The organism is Sorangium sp. So ce321 (assembly GCF_051530195.1).
Classification (GTDB): Bacteria; Myxococcota_A; Polyangia; order Polyangiales; family Polyangiaceae; genus Sorangium.
Map to the genome: position 1 here is coordinate 3,321,012 of NZ_CP150329.1, position 20,024 is coordinate 3,341,035.

17 protein-coding genes are annotated in these 20,024 nt (G+C 69.6%); 7 read left to right on the plus strand and 10 right to left on the minus strand.

Translation table 11 applies throughout. From position 1 onward, the window contains the following. Positions 1-65: 65 nt before the first annotated feature. From WME89_RS12915 to WME89_RS12945, 7 genes are all read right to left on the minus strand, one after another. A complete protein-coding gene (locus WME89_RS12915) occupies positions 66-506 on the minus strand; it encodes an RNA polymerase sigma factor (protein ID WP_438009480.1) in 441 nt (146 codons plus the stop codon). A 926-nt stretch (positions 507-1,432) separates the two neighbouring features. Next, positions 1,433-1,690 (minus strand): hypothetical protein, encoded by a 258-nt coding sequence (locus WME89_RS12920; protein ID WP_438009481.1) that lies wholly within the window; start codon positions 1,688-1,690, stop codon positions 1,433-1,435. Beyond that, a complete protein-coding gene (locus WME89_RS12925) occupies positions 1,687-2,133 on the minus strand; it encodes a hypothetical protein (protein ID WP_438009482.1) in 447 nt (148 codons plus the stop codon). The genes WME89_RS12920 and WME89_RS12925 overlap by 4 nt, the downstream gene beginning before the upstream one ends. Positions 2,134-2,139: 6 nt before the next feature. Continuing rightward, entirely contained in the window at positions 2,140-3,729 is a 1,590-nt protein-coding gene (gene ltrA, locus WME89_RS12930; protein WP_438009483.1) for a group II intron reverse transcriptase/maturase, read from the minus strand. A 481-nt stretch (positions 3,730-4,210) separates the two neighbouring features. Continuing rightward, complete coding sequence (locus WME89_RS12935) at positions 4,211-4,726, minus strand: AAA family ATPase (RefSeq protein WP_438009484.1); 516 nt, start codon at positions 4,724-4,726, stop codon at positions 4,211-4,213. Next, positions 4,723-6,072: a helix-turn-helix domain-containing protein gene (locus tag WME89_RS12940; protein ID WP_438009485.1), complete on the minus strand. Its 1,350-nt coding sequence runs from the start codon at positions 6,070-6,072 to the stop codon at positions 4,723-4,725. Before WME89_RS12940 ends, WME89_RS12935 begins: the two co-directional genes overlap by 4 nt. Before the next feature lie 126 nt (positions 6,073-6,198). Then, a complete protein-coding gene (locus tag WME89_RS12945; RefSeq protein WP_438009486.1) occupies positions 6,199-6,807 on the minus strand; it encodes a hypothetical protein in 609 nt (202 codons plus the stop codon). A 409-nt stretch (positions 6,808-7,216) separates the two neighbouring features. Here WME89_RS12945 and istA point away from each other — a divergent pair, with 409 nt between their 5' ends. From istA to WME89_RS12975, 6 genes are all read left to right on the plus strand, one after another. Beyond that, positions 7,217-8,710, plus strand: coding sequence for an IS21 family transposase (gene istA, locus WME89_RS12950; protein WP_438009487.1), 1,494 nt, complete (start codon positions 7,217-7,219; stop codon positions 8,708-8,710). After that, on the plus strand, positions 8,707-9,468 hold the full coding sequence (locus tag WME89_RS12955) for an ATP-binding protein (RefSeq protein ID WP_438009488.1): 762 nt from the start codon (positions 8,707-8,709) through the stop codon (positions 9,466-9,468). Before istA ends, WME89_RS12955 begins: the two co-directional genes overlap by 4 nt. A gap of 804 nt (positions 9,469-10,272) precedes the next feature. Further along, positions 10,273-10,758 carry an N-acetyltransferase family protein gene (locus WME89_RS12960; RefSeq protein ID WP_438009489.1) on the plus strand — a complete coding sequence of 162 codons (486 nt, stop codon included), beginning with the start codon at positions 10,273-10,275 and terminating at the stop codon, positions 10,756-10,758. Between the two features lie 89 nt (positions 10,759-10,847). Continuing rightward, complete coding sequence (locus WME89_RS12965) at positions 10,848-11,093, plus strand: hypothetical protein (RefSeq protein ID WP_438009490.1); 246 nt, start codon at positions 10,848-10,850, stop codon at positions 11,091-11,093. A gap of 728 nt (positions 11,094-11,821) precedes the next feature. Further along, positions 11,822-13,600 (plus strand): right-handed parallel beta-helix repeat-containing protein, encoded by a 1,779-nt coding sequence (locus tag WME89_RS12970; protein WP_438009491.1) that lies wholly within the window; start codon positions 11,822-11,824, stop codon positions 13,598-13,600. Between the two features lie 127 nt (positions 13,601-13,727). Next, complete coding sequence (locus tag WME89_RS12975) at positions 13,728-14,933, plus strand: phosphotransferase family protein (protein WP_438009492.1); 1,206 nt, start codon at positions 13,728-13,730, stop codon at positions 14,931-14,933. A 22-nt stretch (positions 14,934-14,955) separates the two neighbouring features. Here WME89_RS12975 and WME89_RS12980 read toward each other — a convergent pair whose 3' ends face one another. Next, positions 14,956-15,846, minus strand: coding sequence for a LysR substrate-binding domain-containing protein (locus tag WME89_RS12980; RefSeq protein WP_438009493.1), 891 nt, complete (start codon positions 15,844-15,846; stop codon positions 14,956-14,958). Between the two features lie 129 nt (positions 15,847-15,975). Between WME89_RS12980 and WME89_RS12985 the strand changes: the two genes are divergently transcribed. Beyond that, positions 15,976-17,034 (plus strand): SDR family oxidoreductase, encoded by a 1,059-nt coding sequence (locus WME89_RS12985; RefSeq protein WP_438009494.1) that lies wholly within the window; start codon positions 15,976-15,978, stop codon positions 17,032-17,034. 21 nt (positions 17,035-17,055) lie between these two features. Here WME89_RS12985 and WME89_RS12990 read toward each other — a convergent pair whose 3' ends face one another. After that, positions 17,056-18,150 carry a DUF2252 family protein gene (locus tag WME89_RS12990; protein ID WP_438009495.1) on the minus strand — a complete coding sequence of 365 codons (1,095 nt, stop codon included), beginning with the start codon at positions 18,148-18,150 and terminating at the stop codon, positions 17,056-17,058. A gap of 125 nt (positions 18,151-18,275) precedes the next feature. Further along, on the minus strand, positions 18,276-19,781 hold the full coding sequence (locus tag WME89_RS12995; RefSeq protein WP_438009496.1) for a lysyl oxidase family protein: 1,506 nt from the start codon (positions 19,779-19,781) through the stop codon (positions 18,276-18,278). Positions 19,782-20,024: the final 243 nt, after the last annotated feature.

A 20,024-nucleotide genomic window follows, 5' to 3' on the forward strand; every position in this document is an offset into this window, starting at 1 on the left:
ATTTACCGCGTACCTGCGGCTCATGCCAGCGAGGACGCAGCGGTCTCCGGGACACGAGGTCCGCTTCAACGACGCCAGCGCGCGAGCACCGCGGCGAAGCGCCTGCGGCCACGGCGGAGCCGCGTGAAGGCGGTCCCGACGGGCACCCCCAGGACGCGGGCGACCTCCGTCACGGCCTCGCCGGTCCCGACGAGGACGAGCACCGCGCGCTCCCGGGGGTGCACCAGCCGCAGCACCTCCAGAACGGAGCGAGCCTCGACGGGGCCGTGAGGGGAAGGCTCCTCGCCCGTGACGAGCGGCAGCGGATCCGCGACGGCGACCTCCCTGCAGCGGTACGCCTTCTCGTGGTACTTCGCGGCCTGGTGGACCGCGATACCCACGAGCCACCGCCGGAGCGTGTTCGCCGGGTCCGTCGAGGGCCCTGGCCTGTACCGGCCCTCGCGCGCCGCCACGATGGCGCCGATGAGGCACTCCTGGAGGACGTCGTCGAGGTCGCGAGCGGGCACGCCGCACCGGGCCAGGAGGGCGCGTAGCCTCCTGCTCTCGGCGAGGATCGCTGTCGGTGATCATCGCGTCCCGCGTCGGATCGGTGAAGACCGCGGCCACGTAATCGCCGGCGTTCACCGTTCACCGCCGGTACCCACGCCGATCTGGGCCATGCTCGCCTCGGCGGCGTAGACGGTGCGCCCGCCGAAAAGTCGAAGGCCCGAGGGCTGCCACCCTCGAGCCTTCTGGAGCTCCGCCTACGGAGTCCCCCACCTTCATCACAAGCCGGGCTCCAGGTCCAGAAAACGGCGGCATGGAGCCCGTTGCCGTCGTCCGCCTACCGCCTCGCCCTCTGCACCCGCTGCCGCGTCCAGCTTTGCCTCTGCCGGCGCTGCGACCGCGGCCAGCGCCTCTGCATCGACTGCCGCCCGCTCCGGCGTCGTGAGTCGCTCCGCCGCGCCGGCGCCGCCTACCGCACCCGGCCTCGCGCTCGCCGCCTCCAGGCCGCTCGTCAGGCTCGGTACCGCGACCGGCAGCGGGACAAGTTCTCCGCGCAGAAAGTGACGCATCACGGGGTGACGCAAGCCGCGGCCGCGTCGACGTCCCAGCTCGCGCCGGAGATCACCTCCGGCCGAAAGGACGACGATGACGATTCAATCCGAGATGTCGGCCGCTGCTCGCTCTGCGGAGCGCGGCTTCCGCCTTGGGCCATGCGCGAGCGGCGCGCTCGGCCAGCTCTTCACCGACGCGCACCCCGCGTCCCTCAAGGGCCTCCGCGGTGACGGGAGGCGGCGGTGATCGCCAAGTGTTGCCGAGCAGGCTGTTTGATGGCCGGAAGATCCGGCTCCCTGATGGCCATCATCGAGCTGGATCTCTACTCACCACGGTTGCAGCGAGGCGAGGCGCCGGGTTACCTCGGCGGTCGCAGAGCGCCGGCGGTCTCAGTTCAGTCGATGTGGGTGGGGAGGCGGTCATCGCCGTCGAGGACGGCGCGGTGGCGAGCGAGGGCGTCGCTCAGCCCGTCGATGTGGTGGAGCACGACGTCGACGGCGTAGAGGCGAGGGCACAGCGGATCGAGGTCGTCCGGGTAGTTCGCGGTGAGCGCGTCGCGGGCGAGCGCGAGGGCAACGACGAGGGCGGCGGCTGCGCTGCCCTCGTCGTCGGGCCGCCGCGTGTCCCCTTCCGCCAGAGGGGCGGGGTTCACCCGGCCTCCTCGGCGTCCAGCTGCAGGATGCGGCTCAGGACATCGCGTTCGACGAGCTTGCGCTTCTTGCGCGCGGCGGCGCGGAGCGCGGCCGTGGCGAGTCGGTCGGTGTCGCGCAGGCTGCCGGCGGCCGCCTCGTGCAACATCGCGATCGCGTCCGAGGTGAAGAGCTCTTTCGTGCAGCCGACTCGGTTGAGACGTACACGCAGATAGTCGGCCGTATCGTCCGGCGTGAGCGGGTCGATGGTCAATCGGTAGTGGAGGCGCGAATACAGGGAGCGATTGCGGCGCACGCGGAGTCGCTCGCCGAGCTCGGGCAAGCCAAGCAAGACGAGCGAAAGCAGTGCGCGGCTATCCCACGCGTAGTTCGGTGGGCGGCCGGCGCCGTGCCCGGCTTGCGCCGGGTCGGTTTCCGGCCGCCCCCGTCCAAACCCGGCGTGCACCTTTCGTTATGCACCGGGCTCTCCCTCCATGTTTGTGGCGAAGTACGGTTCGCGCATCCACCCCAGCTTGTACTGCTCGACGCGCACGGTGGACGTGTCGAAAGGGCTGACCCCTCCATCCGTCCATCGCACGCCTCGTCCCCCGGACCTGCGCTGCCCGTACTGCAGGATCAAGCGCTTCAGGGAGATGCGGTGCTTCTTACGAAGCCATCGGGCGATCGTCCACCACACGTAATGGTCGAGGAAGTTGAAAACCTTCTTCGCTCCCCACGCGTGCCGGTAGAAGTTCGCCCAACCCCGCAGGATGGGGTTGAGCCTCTGGAGCTGACCCCGCAGCGAAGAGCCCGTTGATCTCTTCTTGAAGAGCTGCTTGATCTTCTCCCGGAGGCGCTGGCTGCGCTCCTTCGGCACGAGGCTCGCGCTCACCTGCCGGCCATGTCCGGGGTGGCGTCGGACGAGGACATGGTGCCCGAGGAAGCTCATCGGCTTCGTGACAGGAGTCACGAGCGTTTTTGCCTCTGCAAGCTCCAGTCCAAGCTCGGCTTTCAGGAAGCTGGCCAGTGCAGCCTTCTCCTCGTTCGCGACCCGTTCGGCATCCGCATACTGCTGCGGGCCGGGCGGGGCGGCAACGAGGATGATGAAGTCATCCGCGTACCGGATGGGGACGAGGATCGGGAGGCCGCGCCGCCGGTCGGTGGCGCGTCTCTCGTTTGCTCGTCGAGTGATCCCCGCAGGATCGGTTTGTACCGTCGGGGTGCGGCGTGGCCACACATGACGCTCATACCGCTCCTCAATCGCGCTGAGTGCGATATTCGCCAGCAATGGCGACAGGATCCCACCTTGGGGAGTGCCGGCTTCCGTTCGGGAGAACTGCTCCTCGGAAAGGACGCCGGCCTTGAGGAATGCTGCGATCAGTCTCGTCACCTTGGCATCGCCGATGCGCCGGCGGACCCGGTTCATAAGCGCGTGGTGCCCGATGTGATCGAAGCAGCCTTTGATGTCTCCTTCGATGGCCCATTGATACGGACGCCGATGCTCGATCCCACCCTTGCGCACGGGCCTTGGCCGCAACAGCATCCGTAGATGCTCGAGAGCGCCGTGGACCCCGCGGCCGGGGCGGAAACCATACGAGACGGGAAAGAAGTCCGCCTCGAAGATCGGCTCGAGGATGCTCTTCAACGCTGCTTGCACGACGCGATCCTTGACGGTGGGAATCCCCAGGGCTCGGTACTTCCCCGGGGCACCTGCCTTAGGGATCCGCACCCGTCGGACAGGGCTCGGGCGGAAACGGTGAGCTTTGAGCTCCTCGCGCAGTCCCTGCACGAAGGAATCGCTGCCACCGCTCGTTCGTCCGAGCTTGACCACCGTGACTCCGTCGACGCCCGCCGTGCGACTCCCGCGATTGCGGGCGACGCGATGGAAGGCGCATCGCAAGGTGCGAGGATCTGTAATGAATCCCCACAGCTTACGAAAGACGTAGTCCAGATCGTCTCTACTTCGCCGGTGAAGCTCGCGCTGGACGCTCCGGAGCCAGTTTTGATCGGACTGAGGCGCCGCATACACGGCTTTCTCCGGCGCCATGCGCGTTTCACCCATGGACTGCCTCCCTTTGCCATGTGCGCGGCTCTCCCGCGCTCCGACTACTACGGAGGCTCCGCCCCCCGGACGAGACATTGCCAGACCTGGTAGCTTGCTGGCGTTTCCGCCAGCGCTCGGCTCGGGGTTCCCGTGTTCACTGCCCTGACCCATGGTGCTGTAGGTGGTCGGCTTTGCCCCTGGCAGCGCGGACCGCTCCCCCGTTCGAGGCTGGGGGGCGGCATGCCCATGCCGGGCATACCCAGGTGCTTTCAATTGGCTACCGGGCTCTGGCTGCAAACCCGCACGAGGCGGGGCATCCTTCCGTACAGAGGGTTCTAACACCGACTTCGATTTGCCTGGACAACGGTCCATGCGGGTCTCACCTTGGCACCTGTGGTCACCGGCCTCGGTCGCCGAAGCTTCCTTCACCGGCTGTTTACGCCGCTCGGCTGTTGCAGGCCCCCGTTCCAGTCTCCGGGGACGTTCGCGGCGCCCTTCTTCACCCAGCTCGACCTGGGCGAGGGGGACCCCTTGCGGTCCCCGGTCTTGGCAGCGCCTCACGGCGCACATTAAGGAGTATGTGAAGATGATCGAGCGTGTCCTGATGAAGTAGATGGGCCTCATCGAGGACGAAGACGGGGAATACGCGCTCCTTCGCGAGTTCCTCGACGTGAGTGCTGACTGCATAGAAGACGTCTCCAGCGGTGCTGCAGCGAGCGAGGCCGAGCGCCAGACAGAGCTGGCGATAGAAGTCCCGGCGTCCAAGCGTCACGTTGGCGCAGTAGGTTAAGCGAAACGTCTGCGGCGAAAGGGCATGACGGAGCGCGCGCAGCAGACACGTCTTGCCGACGCCTGGGTCACCGGCGAGGAGCACGCTCTTTCTGGCGTGCACCGCCTCGATGAGCATCTCGAGGACCATCTGCTTGGAAGGGGGGAGCCAGAGCTCGCCGTCTTCGACCTCCTTGGAAAATGGCTCTGCGGTGAAGCTGAAGTAGCTGCAGAAGTCCATGGTCATCCCTCCTCGTCATCGCGGGATGTTCGGCCGAGCGCCTTGTCCAGGAGCGCTTTCGGCGGGTCGAAGGGGACGCGCGCCTCGTGAGCGACATCGAGGTTGCAGGCCGATCGCGGTCGATGCGCGTTCTTCACCGGATCGACCCGGTGCAGGGCGAAGCGTTTGCCCTCGTGTTCGATCCAGGGCGGCTCGTTCGGCGCGACGAGGCACCGCGACACCGTGACGAGCTGGCCGGCGAGGAAGCCGAGATCGGTCTCCCAGTCCTCTCCATCCATCGAGAGCGTACTGTCGCGCCGGACGCGCCGGCGGGCCTGGGTCGTGAGCGCGTCGCGCAGCTTCCGCTCGTCGAGGTCGTCGGTGACGTGGGGATACTCCTCGTAGACCTGCGCGGGGGATTTTCCGAAGAGCGCCGCGTGCGGTGTGCGGTGGTAGTGCTCGTCGACCCAGGCGTAGAGCCGCACGTTGAGGTCGTGCAGCGAGCCGAGCGCTCCGGTGAAGTCCAGGCATCTCTGTCGCAACGTCCTCCAGAAGCGCTCCATCTTGCCGCGTGCGGGGGCGTCGTAGGGACGGGCGTGGATCAGGGTGGTGCCGAGTCGCTCGCACGCAAGGTGCAAGGTGTGCCCGCGGTAGGTCGAGCCGTTGTCCAGGTAGAGGGCGTCGGGAGCGCCGTGCTTGCGCAGCGCCCGGATGAAGAGCGCCAGCATGTCGACCTCTCGCTCGCCGCTCATCGCCTCGATGGCGAGGATGTACCGGGAAGCGTCGTCGAGCAGCGCGTGGATCCGCACCGGCGCCGGGCTGCCGCTCACGAGGATCGGAGACGCGTGACACACGTCGCCGTGCCACAGAGCGCCGGGGTGCTCGGCCTGCCAGCGCAGCCGCACCTTGCCGCCCGTGCGCTCGCGCAGCGCGACGCGATCGAGGTGGTGTTCGGCATACAGGCGTCGCACCGTGGTGGCGGAGATGGCGCCCTTGTCGATGCGGCCCTCCGCGATCAGGGTGTCGAGGATGAGCGAGACCGACGCGCTCGGGTGCTCTTCTCGAATGTCGAGCAGCATCTGCCGTTGCTCAGGGGTGAGCTCTCGAGCCCGCCCCTTGTCCTTGCGGGGCTTGGGGTGCAGGCCTTCGAGACCTTCGGTCTTGTACGCGTAGTACCAGCGCTCGAGCGTGGGGACCGAGTAGGAGCGCGGAGAATGGGCGCGCGGGGGGCGAAACCGCTGCTTGCTCAGGTCAGCGAGCGCTTCGGCGAGCTCTCCGCGGTCGAGCTCGCGGTGCATGAGCGAGCCGATGATCTCACTGCGGTAGAGCGCCACCGCTTCGGCGTGGTCCTTCGGCTTGAGGGGGTCTTGCACGTCGTGTCCTTTCCGCGCCGGTGACACCGCACCGGCCGCACAGCCATCCAAGCGCAAGGCGCTCCGCCAACCGAGGATCCAACCGGGTGGGGCCCGACATGAGCCCGGCCAGCACGCCGCTCGCCATCACGCGGCCCGCGCGGCGCCGGCCATGACGGCAGCCTCGGGGACCTCGGCCGCACAAGGCGCCATCGCGATGAGCGTCATCGCGGCCCGCTCGGCCCGCTGCCGCAGGGAAGAAGCGAGGGGACTGGGGCGGACCGACGGAAAGAGGCGCTTCTGGTCGATGGCGAGTAACCAGCGCCGCACGGTCACCCAGCCATCGGCATCGAAGCTGGCAGACCAGGGGCTGACACGTCGCCGCACCTCGATGAGCGCTGCACCGACGGCGCCGACGAGCAGCAAGGCCAGACCGATCGCGGTCGCGGCGAAGTGCCGTCGCGGGGCGACGCCCCGCGGCACAACCGTGATTGCGGCGCTGCAGCGGCGGCATCGATAACGGCGCACCTCGATCGTGACGAGCCCGCCGCGCTCACCGGCAGCCAGCGGCCCGCGCACCTGCCGCGATCGCGTTCCGTGCCCCCACAGCCCCAACCCGGCCCCCAGCGGGCAAGCCGCAGCGTCGCAACGCGGGCAGCGGGCTGGCCGCGCGCGGTCTACGGTGGGCGGCGAGGCGAGCCAGCCTTTGACATCGAGGTCCAGATGGACGATCTGTTGGGGGCTCCGCTCTTTCAAGCGATTCGGAGCACGACGGGAGGGGGCACGCGGCCAAACGAGCTCCTCCCGTCGCCTATTTTGTGGCCGGCGCCGCGCCGATGCTCCGCTCCTGCCGCTGACCTACCCCGTTGGTTGGGCGGACGGGTGAAGAGTCGTGTTGGTAATCTTCGACGCGTGAACGGAATGCACCACGCCCTCTCTGCCGTGGGAGCCGCCACTCGCCGCCGCTGTCGTTGCAGCAGGAGCTGCGCTGAGAATTTTATCGGGACCGGCGCAATGCATGGCCGGAGAACGTCCTGACAACTGGCCGCCCCCGGACAACGCCGTCATCGAGCATGATCCGCCTCGGCGATGGTCCGCTGCGGTGGGCCGGCCGCCCCGCCATCAAAGAGCTGGATCGACAAGCGCACCATCCGCATCAACAACGGTGCTCAGTAACACCAAGGAGAAAGAGGCCGAGATCCTGCGCCTCTACCACGGCGAGAAGTGGCCCGTCGGCACCATCGCCAGCCAGCTCGGGCTGCACCACACCACCGTGCAGCGCGTGCTCGGGCAAGCGGGCGTTGATCCGAAGGTCGTCGCGCCGCGCCCGTCCATGGTCGACCCCTTCGTGCCCTTCATCGTCGAGCAGCTCGGCAAGTATCCCTCGCTGCGCTCCAGTCGCCTCTTCGTCATGCTGAAGGAGCGCGGCTATCCGGGCGGTCCCGATCATCTGCGCCGGGTGATCGGCCGTCTGCGCCCCAAGAAGCCGGCGGAGGCATTTCAGCGGCTGCGCACGCTGCCCGGCGAGCAAGCGCAGGTCGACTGGGCGCACTTCGGCAAGCTGGCTGTCGGCCGGGCGCTGCGTCCGCTCTGGGCCTTCGTCATGGTGCTCAGTTACTCGCGACGGATCTTCCTGCGCTTCTTCCCCGGCGCGGCGATGCCCTTCTTCGTGCGCGGGCACGTCGAGGCATTCGCCGACTTCGGCGGCGTCCCGCGCGTGCTGCTCTACGACAACCTCAAGAGCGCCGTCGTCGAGCGCCACGGCGACGCGATCCGGTTCCACCCCACGCTGCTGGCGCTGTCGGCGCATTACCGCTTCGAGCCGCGCCCCGTCGCCGTCGCGCGCGGCAACGAGAAGGGCCGCGTCGAGCGCGCCATCCGCTACGTCCGCGAGGCCTTCTTCGAGGCCCGGACCTACGCCGACCTCGGCGACCTCAACCGACAAGCGACCGAGTGGACCACCTCCGCGGCGCTCGATCGCTCCTGGGTCGAGGACCGCGCCCGCACCGTGCGTCAGGCCTATGACGACGAGCGCAGCGTGCTGCTGCGACACCCCGACACGCCGTTTCCGGACCACGAGCGCGTCGAGGTCGAGGTCGGAAAGACCCCCTACGCACGCTTCGATCTCAACGACTACTCGGTCCCCCACGACCGGACGCGTCGCACGCTCGTCGTCCTCGCCGACCTCGATCAGGTGCGCATCGCCGACGGCAACGAGATCGTCGCGACCCACGTCCGCTCGTGGGACCGCGGCCAGCAGATCGAGCAGCCCGAGCACATCCAGCGCCTGGTCGACGAGAAGCGCCGCGCCCGCGAGCACCGCGGCCTCGATCGCCTCGCCCGCGCCGCCCGCAGCAGCCAGGCATTCCTGCGCATCGTCGCCGAGCGCGGCGATAACGTGGGCAGCGCGATCGCCCGGCTTCTCCAGCTGCTCGACGCCATCGGCGCCGCCGAGCTCGAAGAGGCCCTGGTCGAGGTGCTCGAGCGCGACACCATCCACATCGGTGCCGTCCGCCAGGTGATCGACCGCCGCCGCTCCGAGCGCAACCTGCCGCCTCCGGTCTCAATCCCCGTCACCCGCGGCCAGCACGCCGCCCTCGTCGTCACACCGCATTCCCTCGCCACCTACGACGCCCTGAAGAAGGACTCGACGCCATGACCGACCTGACGCCCACCGAGACCAAAGACCGCCTCAAGAGCCTCGGCCTCTTTGGCCTGCTCGCCTGCTGGGAGCAGCTCGCCGACAAGCCCTGGCTTCGCGAGGTGCTGGCCATTGAGGAGCGCGAGCGCCACAAGCGCAGCCTCGAACGCCGCATGAAGAACTCCCGCGTCGCCGCCTTCAAGCCCATGACCGACTTCGACTGGTCCTGGCCCAAGAAGATCGACCGCGAGGCTGTCGACGACCTCTTCGGCCTGGGATTCCTGGCCACCGGCCACAACGCGGTGCTCGTCGGCCCCAACGGCGTTGGCAAGACCATGATCCTCAAGAACCTCGCCCACCAGGCCGTCGTCCGCGGCCACACGGTGCGCTTCTCGACCGCGAGCGACATGCTCGCCGACCTCGCCGCGCAAGAGTCCTCGGTCGCCCTCGCGCGCCGGCTCCGGCGCTACACGGTCCCCTCTCTTCTCTGCATCGATGAAGTCGGCTACCTCTCCTACGATAGCCGCTACGCCGACCTGCTCTTCGAGGTCGTCACCCGTCGCTACGACGCGCAGAAGCCGCTGCTGCTCAGCACGAACAAGGCCTTCGCCGACTGGGGCCAGGTCTTCCCGCACGCCGCGTGCGTCGTCACGCTCGTCGACCGGCTCGTGCACCGTGCCGAGGTGATCGAGATCGAGGCCGAGAGCTACCGGCTGAAGGAAGCCAAGGAGCTGAACGCCACCCGCACCAAGCAGCGCCGCACCAAGAAGCACTGAGCGGCATCTTCACCGGTGAACTTCACCGGCATCCGGTGTCGTCTTCACCGGCATCGGGTGCGGATTTCATCGGTAAACTTCACCAACTTCCCGCGGGTCGCCGAGATCATCAACAGAAGTGCTTGGCCTTCCTAAACCGAAGGTCGCAAGTTCAATTCTCGCCGGGGGTGCCCTGTGATTTCGGGCACTTGTAGGATCGGCCTCAGGCGTCGTGGGCTGACTGTGGGCTGATCGAACGGCCCGTGCACCAGAGGCCTGTTGGGTCTCCCTGGCTGCTGCGCCGGGGGCGCAGTCCGCCAGGTGGGCGCAGCGTTGGGGGACGCTGATGTGGGAGCCGCCGAGGAGCTCCTTGATCTGCTCCAGCGTCCAGCGTCCAGCGTCCAGCGGCGCCTGCGCCAGCCCGCGATGAGGGAGGACGCACAGGTGACGGAGGTGGCGCCTTCGCAGCGGGTAGCCGCCGTGGCGCAGCTCGGGGACGGGGCAAGCCCGCACGACAGAGGGCGCTGCCGTGGTGTCGAAAACAATTCAGAACGGCGGTCGCGGAAGGCTCCGCGGTGACTTTCTCAATTCAGGCGGGCAGCTCTCGACAGGCTTCGGGTTGAATCCCAGTCCAGGTGGGCGGCCTCGGAAGATTCTGAGCCATGCGATGCCGTCGCGCGCTCGATGCGCATCGACGAGCGCTCGCCCTCCTGGCAGGCGCCGCCGAGGCAGGGCTCACGAGCACCTCGAGGGGGAGACCGCCTCGCGAGGCTGTCCGCCCTCAGCACCTGCCGCTGGCCGTGCGGTGTGTGGTAGCCTCGCGGCATGCCTCGTCTGCCCATCACCCTGCGCCCGATGGAGGTGAGCGAGCTGGAAGCGTTCACCCGCCTTGCGATCGAGGGCTACGCGGACGATCGCGCGGTGGCCGTGAGCGCACGGGCGGAGGATGCGCGGCGCAACGCGCGAACCCAGGTAGAAGCGCTCCTGCCGCGCGGGCTCGCCACACCCGACCACCACATCTATACCGTCGTGGAGGGGGACGCCGCGGTCGGACACCTGTGGCTTGCGGTGACCGACGTCGACGGCTTCCGCAGCGTCGTCATCTACGACATCCAGCTACGAGAGGAGGCCCGCGGCCGGGGCGTCGGGCGCCGGGTCATGGAGCTCGCCGAGGAGGTCGCGAGCGGCCTGGGAGCTCGGGATCTGGAGCTCCATGTCTTCGCGCACAACACGCGGGCCCGGAGGCTCTATGAAACCCTCGGCTACGAGATCACCAGCCTCGGTATGAGGAAGACGCTCGGGTCCTCGTAGCGCTCGCCGCGCAAGCCACGCTTCGTAAAAAAAGCATTGGTCCCTCGGCAGACCACACGGCGAGATCGCCCGCCGAGACGACGCCGGCGATGCCTGCTGGAACGCTTCGGACGCCGCGCGAGCCCGTCGGTCGCGTCGGAAGTACGGCCAGGACGGTGACCCAGGCCTTCCAGTCTCCGGGAAGGGTGGCGACAGGCGCCGTCCTGGAGCTGTCGCGAGGGGCGGGGAGCCTCCGCGTGATGGGGACGACGATGATCCTCGCGGGCCCCCTGTCCACCCTGCCATCGAGCCTCCGGCGGCTGGACGGAGGCCTGTTCGCCGAGCCCAGGAAGTAGGCTGCTCGCGCCGAGGATCGCCTCGAACGCAGGGCGCCGGCAGCGGCGCAGCGGTTACGTCCGGTGCACCAGATCGAGCGCGAGCCGACGGAGCCAGCCGGCCTCGACCAGGCCCTCCGGCGTGATACTGTTAGCTCCGCCACGGCTCGCCACCGCTGATGCCGCGGCACCCGGTGCACATGGCCCCTGCCGTTGCCGGGCAGACGGTGGACTCGCTCGCTCACCGTCGCGCACGTCCGTCGACAGAACCATGTGCCGTCGCAGCCGTCGCCGCGCGGGAGGTGCTCGCCAGCCACATGTCTCGTGACATCTGGCCGGCGCGCGGTCGCATCGCACGGCCGTCGCCGCGGTGTACCGGGTCGTCGGCAGTTCTCGTCGTGACGTCGCCATGGATCGCGCGCGCCGGCCGCCGTGCCGTCGTCGCTCCCCGGAGCCGAGTCCAACCGAGGGAATCCACGATGAATGAGCAGTCCGCCGTCTCCCGGCACCGGTGCCTCGCTCATCCCCACGACCCCACGCTCTCCGGCGACGATAGGCCGCCTCGTGGGCCGATCGATGCATCGTACCCACCCAGGAACATCCTTCGTGCCGGAGGCAGCCCGCGGCGCGCCGGCCCCGCGTCGCGGGGAGCCCGCTCGCGCTGCTCAGCAAGGCTTCGCTCGACTTCTGTACTTGCTCATTCCGTTGGACAGTAACTACACGACCCCACGCAAAGAACGGAGCAATGTATGCTGTCGACACAGCGGCTCGTGAGGGCCTGGATCGGAGCCTTGCTCGCCCTCGCCTCCGCCCCGGCCGGGGCGGCCTTGCCCCCTGCCTGGTCCAGCGGCTCCGGCGCTGACTGGGGCTATCACCCGGTCACGGTGAGGCGCGCCGCGTACCCGGATGTCTGCAGCCTCGATGCGTCCTACAGCGAACAGCCGTTCACGGCAGATCAGGATACAGGCACGAGCTGTCCCGATTACGCGACGGCGTCGCCGGTCTGCACCGGACCTTTTTGCCCTGCCAGCGGCGTATGCGATGGCGACGCCGTGCTGCACGAGGACCTGAACGCTTGCCAGGGCGAGGGCTGCTGCCTGCCCGGCTCCGTCGGCCTGCGCGGCGTGGTCGATGTCCTGCCCTACCTGGCAAGGCCGGCGGAATGGCCGTTCTCCGCCGACACCTCCGTCGACCACAGCGCCACCGTCGACGACAGCCCGGGTATCGCGCGGGCGATCGAGTGCGCGGCGTCGCTGCGGTCGTTCCGGCGCACCGTGGCTTTCCCCGCCGGGCGTTACGTGCTGCGCACGCCGCTGAGACCCCAGCACGACGCGCTGAGCCTGGAGGGGCCGGAGCTGTCCCCCGACGCCGGCCCCGGCGACCCCGACACAGCGACCCTCGTGGCGGTCCCCTGCAACCCGGAGCAGCTCCCCGGGGCGATCCAGGTCCACAAGGCCGCGAGGAGCGGGGACGGCGTCGAGGAGGTCTGGGGCCTCTGGATCCGCAACCTGCAGATCGAGCTCACCGAGGGGCCGCGCAAGAAGGCCAACAGCGGCATCCAGCTCAACCGCTGCTCGGACTGCGAGGTGGAGAACGTCATCATGCGGTACGCTCCCCTCACGCCCCAGCTGCCTTCCTGCAAACCGGCCAACCTGGACGGGATCACCTTGGCCATGGGATCCGGCGGCGTGATCCGGAACGTGATCGTGGACGGCGTGCCGAAGGGCGGCATCTACCTGGCATCGATCGCCGGGTACCATGAAACGCCCCCGATCCTCGTGGAGAACTGCGAGATCAAGAACATCGACGGACCGGTCTCGGCCGCCGCGATCAAGATCATCAGCCCCAACGTGACCGTGCGGAACTGCGAGGTCCACCATAGCCTGGTTCATCCCGGCGATGGATCCCCGGCGGTCCACAACGGACACGGCCTGTGGATCGCCACCCAGGTCAGCGCTCCCCCCGACATCCCCAGCCCGGTGCCCGCCAACGTCCTCGTCCAGGACTGCTATTTCCACCACAACGGCGGCGCCGGCGTCGTCATGGCGAGCCCCGTCGAGGCGTACCGACCGACGGGGATCCGGCTCGAGCGGGTCAGGTCTGCTTACAACGGCACCCATGGTGTTCATATCCAGGCGGGGACCGGCGTGGAGCTCCAGGACCTCTGGTCCTGGGGCAACGGGTTTTACGGCATGTACCTCAGCTCGCGGACGTCGCTGCCCGCGGGCTCGGCCCGGGTCGGGAGCGTGATCCTGGAGAGCCCGCTCATCTTCAACAACGTCCTGCGTCGCACGTCGGGCGCCTACCCCGGGATCAGGATCGAGGCCAGCGACGTCACGATCCGCGGCGGCGAGATCGCGCGCTGTGACGCCTCGCGCGGGAGACAATCGATCTCGATCCAACAGCAATGCTGGCTGTCGGGCCCGACAGGCGGGGCGGTCCTCTTCCACCCGGAGGGCAACATCATCTCGGGCGTCGGCACGCACGGCACGAGCGCGCCGGAAGTGCTGGCGTGCCCTCTTGAATGAGCGAGACAGAGCGACCTGCGGCCCTCGATGAGGGCCAACCGCCCCGGGGCGCGCCGACCATGGCTCGCGCGCGACGCGAAGTACCGGGCGGCGTGTCCCCGGCGCGGCCTTTCGCTATCCTCGCCGGATGCCGCCTCAACCGCCGCGCCTCGCCCGGCTCGTGCTCGTCACCGCGGCGGGCGAGGTCCTGGGCGCGCTGCCGCCCTATCCCGTCGCGACGCCCTGGTGGCAGGACGCCAGCTCGGTCGTTCGAGGGGCCCGCGAGCACCTCGGCATCCAGGTGACGGTCCTCAGGATGCTCGCCGCCGAGCTCCCGTATCCGCACGGCGGCGCCGTCACCTACCTCGCGGAGGTCGACGCGCCGCCGCCCGGCCTCGAGCCATGGCGCGGGGCGCTCGACGACCACCCGCTCCGGCAGCCGTGGGCTCGGCCGGGCGGGCCTTCAGGCGACCGCGCCTGGGCGGACTCGGTCCTCCGCGCTCACGGCCTGGAGCAGACGGCGCCCGCCGAGCAGATCCGATCGTGGAACCTGTCGAGCCTGTGGCGGCTCCAGGCCGGCAGCCAGACGCTCTGGCTGAAGCACGTGCCGCCGTTCTTCGGGCACGAGGGCGCCGTGGTCGCGAAGCTGGCGGGCCGGCGCGTGCCGGCGCTCCTCGGCCACGACGGCCGGCGGATCCTCATGCGGGAGCTCCCGGGGGACGATCTCTACGAGGCCGAGCTGCCGATCCTGGAGCGACTCGTCTCGTTGCTCGTCGAGCTGCAGCGCGACATGAGCCGGCAGGTCGACGACCTCCTGGCGCTGGGGCTGCCGGACTGGCGCGCGCCGGCCCTCGCCCGGCTCATCGCGGACGCGCTGGAGCGGACGCCCGGGCTGGCCGTCAGCGATCGGACGACCCTCGCCGGGTTCGTCGACGACCTGCCGGAGCGCTTCCGCCGCCTGGCCGAGACCGGGTTGCCGGATACGCTCGTTCACGGCGACTTTCACCCCGGCAACGCGCGCGGCGACGCGACGTCGGCCGCGCTGCTGGACTGGGGCGACAGCGGCGTCGGGCACCCGCTGCTCGATCAGCCGGCGTTCCTCGCCGCCATCCCGCCCGGCGCTGTCGGCCCGATCCAGGGCCTCTGGAGCCGCGCGTGGCGCGCCGCGCTCCCCGGATCCGACCCGGAGCGCGCCGCCGGATGGCTCGCGCCCGTCGCCGCTGCCCGCCAGGCGGTCATCTACCGCAAGTTCCTCGACAACATCGAGCCTTCGGAGCACCCCTATCACGCCCGGGATCCTGCAGAGTGGCTCGCTCGGGCAGCCGAGATCGTGCGCTCCCGACCGAGCGAGTAGCGCCGGGCCGCGATCTCATTCCTCATGCGCCGCGGAAGCTCTCGACGAGGTGGTCCACGAGGGCCCGGACGCGGCGCGGGAGATGGCGGCCGCTCGGGTAGACGATGGAGAGATCGGCCGCGCGGACGAACCGGTTCAGGACGGACTCGAGCCGCCCCGCCTCGAGATCGCGCTCGACGTCCCAGTAGGACTTCTGCGCGACCCCGAGCCCGGCGAGCGCCCACGCGCGGACCAGCGCTCCGTCGTTCGAGCTGCGCCGTCCGGTCACGCGGATCGCCTGCGTCCCGTCGCCGTCCGCCGCGAACGTCCATGTCGCCTCGTTCCGGCCCTCCGGGGTCCAGAGCAGGCAATCGTGCTGGGCGAGCTCTCCCGGCGTGCTCGGTCGCGGGTGCCGCGACCAGTAGCCGGGCGCCGCGCAGACGACCCGGTGGCCGGTGGCGAGCCTGCGCGCCGTCAAGCTGCTTCCCTGGAGCTGCCCGACGCGCAAGGCCACATCGAAGCCCCCGCGAACGAGGTCGACGACCTCGTCCGAGAGGTGGAGATACACGCTGATGCGCGGGTGCGCCTCCGTGAACGCCTCGAGGACATGGCGCAGGCGACCGCGCCCGAGATCCGAAGGCGCGGTGATCCGGAGGCTGCCCCGCAACGAGCCCTGCCCGCGCCGGATGCACGCCTCGCTCCGCTCGATCTCGTCGAGGATCCGGCGGCAGTCGACCAGGTAGCGCTCGCCCTCCTCGGTGAGCCGGAGCCGCCGCGTGCTGCGGACCACGAGCTGGACCGAGAGCCGCTCCTCCAGCGCCGTGAGCCGCGCGCTGATGGTCGACGGCACCGTCGCGAGGGCGCGCGCCGCGGCGCTGAGGCTGCCCCGGTCGACGATCTCCAGGAACGTTTGCATCTCGAGGAGCGCGCTCACCTTTCGATTTTATCGAAAGGTGCTTCGCGGCTCGAGCCCGTTCTCCGCCCAGCCCCGGCGCTCCACCATTCCCCTGCGCTCGAGAGCACCGAAGGAGAGCGCGCCCGGACATCGAGGCAGGAGGAAGCCATGAGCATGCAGAACAAGGTCGCCCTGGTCGTCGGAGCGCAAGGGATCATCGGTCGCCACGTCGTCGAGCACCTCGCGTCGCTCGGCGACTGGGACGTCATCGGCCTGTCGCGGCGAGGCGGAGAGCCCGCGGGCCGCGTCCGGCACGTGGCGGTCGACCTGCTCGATCGAGCGGACTGCCGGAAGAAGGTCGGCAGCCTGGCCGAGGTGACGCACGTCTTCTTCGCCGCTTACCAGGAGCGACCGACGTGGGCCGAGCTCGTGCCGCCCAACCTCGCCATGCTCGTCAACGTCGTCGAGGCAATCGAGCCGGTCGCGTCCGGCCTGCAGCACATCAGCCTGATGCAGGGCTACAAGGTCTACGGGGCGCACCTCGGCCCGTTCAAGACCCCCGCCCGCGAGACCGACGCGCCGCACATGCCGCCCGAGTTCAACGTCGATCAGCAGGCGTTCCTCGAGGCGCGACAGAAGGGCAAGGCCTGGTCCTGGTCGGCCATCCGACCGTCGGTCGTGTGCGGGGTCGCGCTCGGCGTCCCGATGAACCTGGCCATGGTGATCGCGGTCTACGCGGCGATGTCGAAGGAGCTCGGGCTCCCCCTGCGCTTCCCGGGCAAGCCGGCCGCGTACGACAGGCTGATCGAGATGACCGACGCGCGCCTCCTCGGGCGGGCCACGGTCTGGGCGGCGACCAGCGAGCCGGGCCGGAATCAGGCGTTCAACATCAACAACGGCGACACGTTCCGCTGGAGCGAGATGTGGCCGAAGATCGCCCGCATGTTCGACCTGGAGGTGGCGCCCCCGCTGCCGATGCCCCTCGCGGACGTCATGGCCGACAAGGAGCCGCTCTGGAACGCCATGATCGAGAAGCACGGGCTCGGGCGGCACCCCTACAGGGACGTGTCGTCCTGGCGCTTCGGCGACGCGGTGTTCTCGTGGGACTACGACGTGATCGCCGACGGCTCCAGGGCGCGCCGGGCCGGCTTCCACGAGCACGTCGAGACGGAGGCGATGTTCCGGGGGATCTTCGAGGACCTCCGCCGGCGCAAGATCATCCCCTGAGCCCGGCGCCGCGCCCTCCGGTCACCCCCTCCGCGCCCGCTCGTACGCCTTGAGCCACCGCTTCGACAGCACCTGGAGGCTCTCCCTCAGCCAGTCGTCGAGCTTGCACAGGTCGAGCCCGGCGAAGGCCGCCGCGTGCTGGCGCGCGAGGATGCTCACCTGCGCCTCCAGCACCGCGCGGAGATCGCGCTTCGCGAGCTTCTCGATATCGATCGAGGCACGCCCCAGGCGGTCCCGGAGCAGGTAGACGCTCCGGCCCACCTGCACCTCGACATAGAAAGGCACCTCGAGGCCCTGCCATACCGACGCCTTCGCCTGCGCGAGCCTGTCCTCGTCCTCGTGCAGGAAGCAGCTCCAGCTCGTCGCCGCGTGCGTCGTCTCCTTGAGCTCCAGGAGGCGCAGCCGCCGCTCCTCGCCCCGCTCGCGCGCGAGGACCAGGTACCGCTCGAGCCCGCCCGAGCCGCCCGAGTCCCGGTCCCGGTGGGCGAGCTCGAGCGCCTCGACGTCCGCCAGCGCGTCGAGTTGACCGAGCGCCTCGAGCAGCCGCCCCGCCGTGCCGGAGTCCGCGCGCGACAGCTTCAGCGCCGCGTCGTCGAACCGGAACGCCTCGCCCTCGGTCCACTTCGCGAGCTGGCGCGCGTCCCTGGCCGCCACGTCGGGGTACAGCGCCTCGGGCAGCTCGCGCAGCGGCTCCTTGCCCTGGATCATGTCCTCGTAGAGCTCCATGAGCTCGCCGAGCGCCTTCCTGTCGTCGAGCAGGAGCCGGAGCACGGTGAAGTACCGCAGCGCGTCCAGCGCGGCGAGCCCGGGGCCCGAGTCGTCGAGGTCGTTGAACACGTAGCGCGGCCCCACCGTGAACGTGATGAGCCCGAAGTTCTCGGGGTGCGCGTCGCCGAAGCACAGGCAGCGGCCGCCCGGCACCTTGGTCCGCGGGACGTCGAGCAGATCCACGTGCCACGCCTGCGGGAAGCTCCGCATGAAGCGCATCGGCGAGCGCAGCGCGGCCTTCCACTTGTCCTCGAACTCGGCCGGCTCGACGTGGGGATTCACCGCCCGGAAGAACGCCCGGGTGAGCTCCTTGACGGGCGGCAGATCGCTCTCTCGAATGGGGTCCATCGCGTCTCCTCGGCCAGGCACGCGACGCGCTCGATGGATGACGCGCCGTCACCCCGCGAGCGCGTCGCCGCCCGCGCGGCGCTCTCGTAGCACGCGCGCGGGCAGGCCGTGAGCCGGGAGACGGGTCACGGGGTGACCGCGGCGACCGCGGCCACGTCGCACGTGAACGGCGCGCCCGCGCCGTACGAGCCGACGAGCACCGTGTAGACGCCGCTCTCCGGGCACACGAACGGCGTCTGCGGGCACCGGCCGCAGGTGTCGTCGACCGAGACGAGCGCCGTGGCCTGGGTGCAGCCGGAGGCGCCGTCGCAGACCCGGATCATCGGATCGGAAGCGCACGTGCCGCCCGCGCAGCCGCAGCCCACGGTGATCGGCTCGCCGGGGGTGCAGGCCACGCCCTCGAACCCGGGCGCGATCGACCAGCCGCAGTCGCGCTCCGGGCCCGCCTCGGGCAGGGGGCACGCCGCCAGCGGGTCCGCGGGGCCCGGCGGGGAGTCGTCGGGGATGGTCACCGGGACCTCGACCGTGTTGTTGCCGTAGTCGCTCTCCGGCAGCGTGCGATCCGCGTTGATCGAGATGCGGAGCAGGTAGTCCCCCGCGCCCACGCCGGTGATGTCGACCCACTGGCAGTCGAGGCTGGAGTGGTAGACGTCGCTCCAGCCGCGCTGGATGCCCTGGAAGCCGCAGTGGTAGCGGGGCGTGGCCGGCGCCCCGGGGATGCCCACGGGCGAGCTGTCGAGCAGGCAGAACGCCTGCTTGTGGCCGGTCGCGACGACCGTGCCGGTCGCGTCGACGAGCTCGTACCGGGCATAGCCCTCGAAGTGGTAGTGGCCGTGGCACGAGGAGAACTCGAAGCCCGGAACGGAGGTCGGGTCGCCGAGGATCATGTCCGCCTCGCCGACGTTGGGCGTCTGCGTCGAGAAGCGCATCAGGCGGCGATCGCCCGCCCCGCCGACGCAGCCCTCGACGATCGCGCAGCTGTCGACCGGGAAGGCCTCGTGGCCGATGCTCAGGCTGAACTGCGCCACGTCCGCGGAGACCGTGAGGTCGGGCAGCGGACAGGTCGCGCCCGGCTCGAGCTGGGCGCAGGTGCCCATGAAGCCGCCGAGGCAGCACGTCTGGCCCGACGCGCAGTCGCTGTCGCTCGCGCACAGCGTGGCCTCGGCGGGCTGCTCCTCGACGTCGATCACGATGTCGAACGAGCCCTGATCGAGGACCACGACGTCCCCGCCGGTGCGGAAGCGCAGGGCGACGGTCGTGTTCTGGTCCGGGAAGACGTCGAACCACTGGGGGTTCGGCGAGAGGAACTGCGCCTGCACCTGATCGACCGTGCTGTCGAGGTTCAGGCGCTCGAGCCGCCACCCCTCCTGGAGGAAGGTGAAGTAGCTGCCGACCGGCACCTGCGCGCTCAGCCGGAACCGGTTCGGGTCGTCTTCCGTGTTGAAGAAGATCGTGTCCTCAGGCCCCTGGACCATCACGATCCCGTCGCGCAGCCGGTACGTGTTCCCGGACGCCGCCTGGCCGATCAGGCTCAGCTCTACCCGCCCGGTCTCCTCCTCCTCCTTCCCCTCTTCTCCCACACACCCCGCGAGAGCGATCATCCCAAAGAGTGCAAATTTTGTAAGCTTCATGCGATCCGCGATCCTCCTCGTCCTCCGCCTCAGAACACTTGATGCCCTCACGGCACCCGCTCCTTCGCGCAAAGGTCGGTACGCCCGAACTTCTCAGGACATCACATGTCGCCGGAACTGTCCATGGACGCCGGCTGGTGTCCTCGATGAGGAAATACGAGCGAACGGGGCGCGAGCTCCCCTCGGCACGATCTCGACGCGACCGAGACGCGTGACCGGGTGAGGTGAGAAGCGTCGAATACC

Coding starts and splice junctions, on each gene's coding strand:
- ltrA (WP_438009483.1), bottom strand. CDS start 3,729: ATGGGTGAAACGCGCATGGCGCCGGAGAAAGCCGTGTATGCGGCGCCT.
- WME89_RS12935 (WP_438009484.1), bottom strand. CDS start 4,726: ATGACCATGGACTTCTGCAGCTACTTCAGCTTCACCGCAGAGCCATTT.
- WME89_RS12955 (WP_438009488.1), top strand. CDS start 8,707: ATGACCGACCTGACGCCCACCGAGACCAAAGACCGCCTCAAGAGCCTC.
- WME89_RS12960 (WP_438009489.1), top strand. CDS start 10,273: ATGCCTCGTCTGCCCATCACCCTGCGCCCGATGGAGGTGAGCGAGCTG.
- WME89_RS12965 (WP_438009490.1), top strand. CDS start 10,848: ATGCCTGCTGGAACGCTTCGGACGCCGCGCGAGCCCGTCGGTCGCGTC.
- WME89_RS12970 (WP_438009491.1), top strand. CDS start 11,822: ATGCTGTCGACACAGCGGCTCGTGAGGGCCTGGATCGGAGCCTTGCTC.
- WME89_RS12975 (WP_438009492.1), top strand. CDS start 13,728: ATGCCGCCTCAACCGCCGCGCCTCGCCCGGCTCGTGCTCGTCACCGCG.
- WME89_RS12985 (WP_438009494.1), top strand. CDS start 15,976: ATGAGCATGCAGAACAAGGTCGCCCTGGTCGTCGGAGCGCAAGGGATC.
- WME89_RS12990 (WP_438009495.1), bottom strand. CDS start 18,150: ATGGACCCCATTCGAGAGAGCGATCTGCCGCCCGTCAAGGAGCTCACC.
- WME89_RS12995 (WP_438009496.1), bottom strand. CDS start 19,781: ATGAAGCTTACAAAATTTGCACTCTTTGGGATGATCGCTCTCGCGGGG.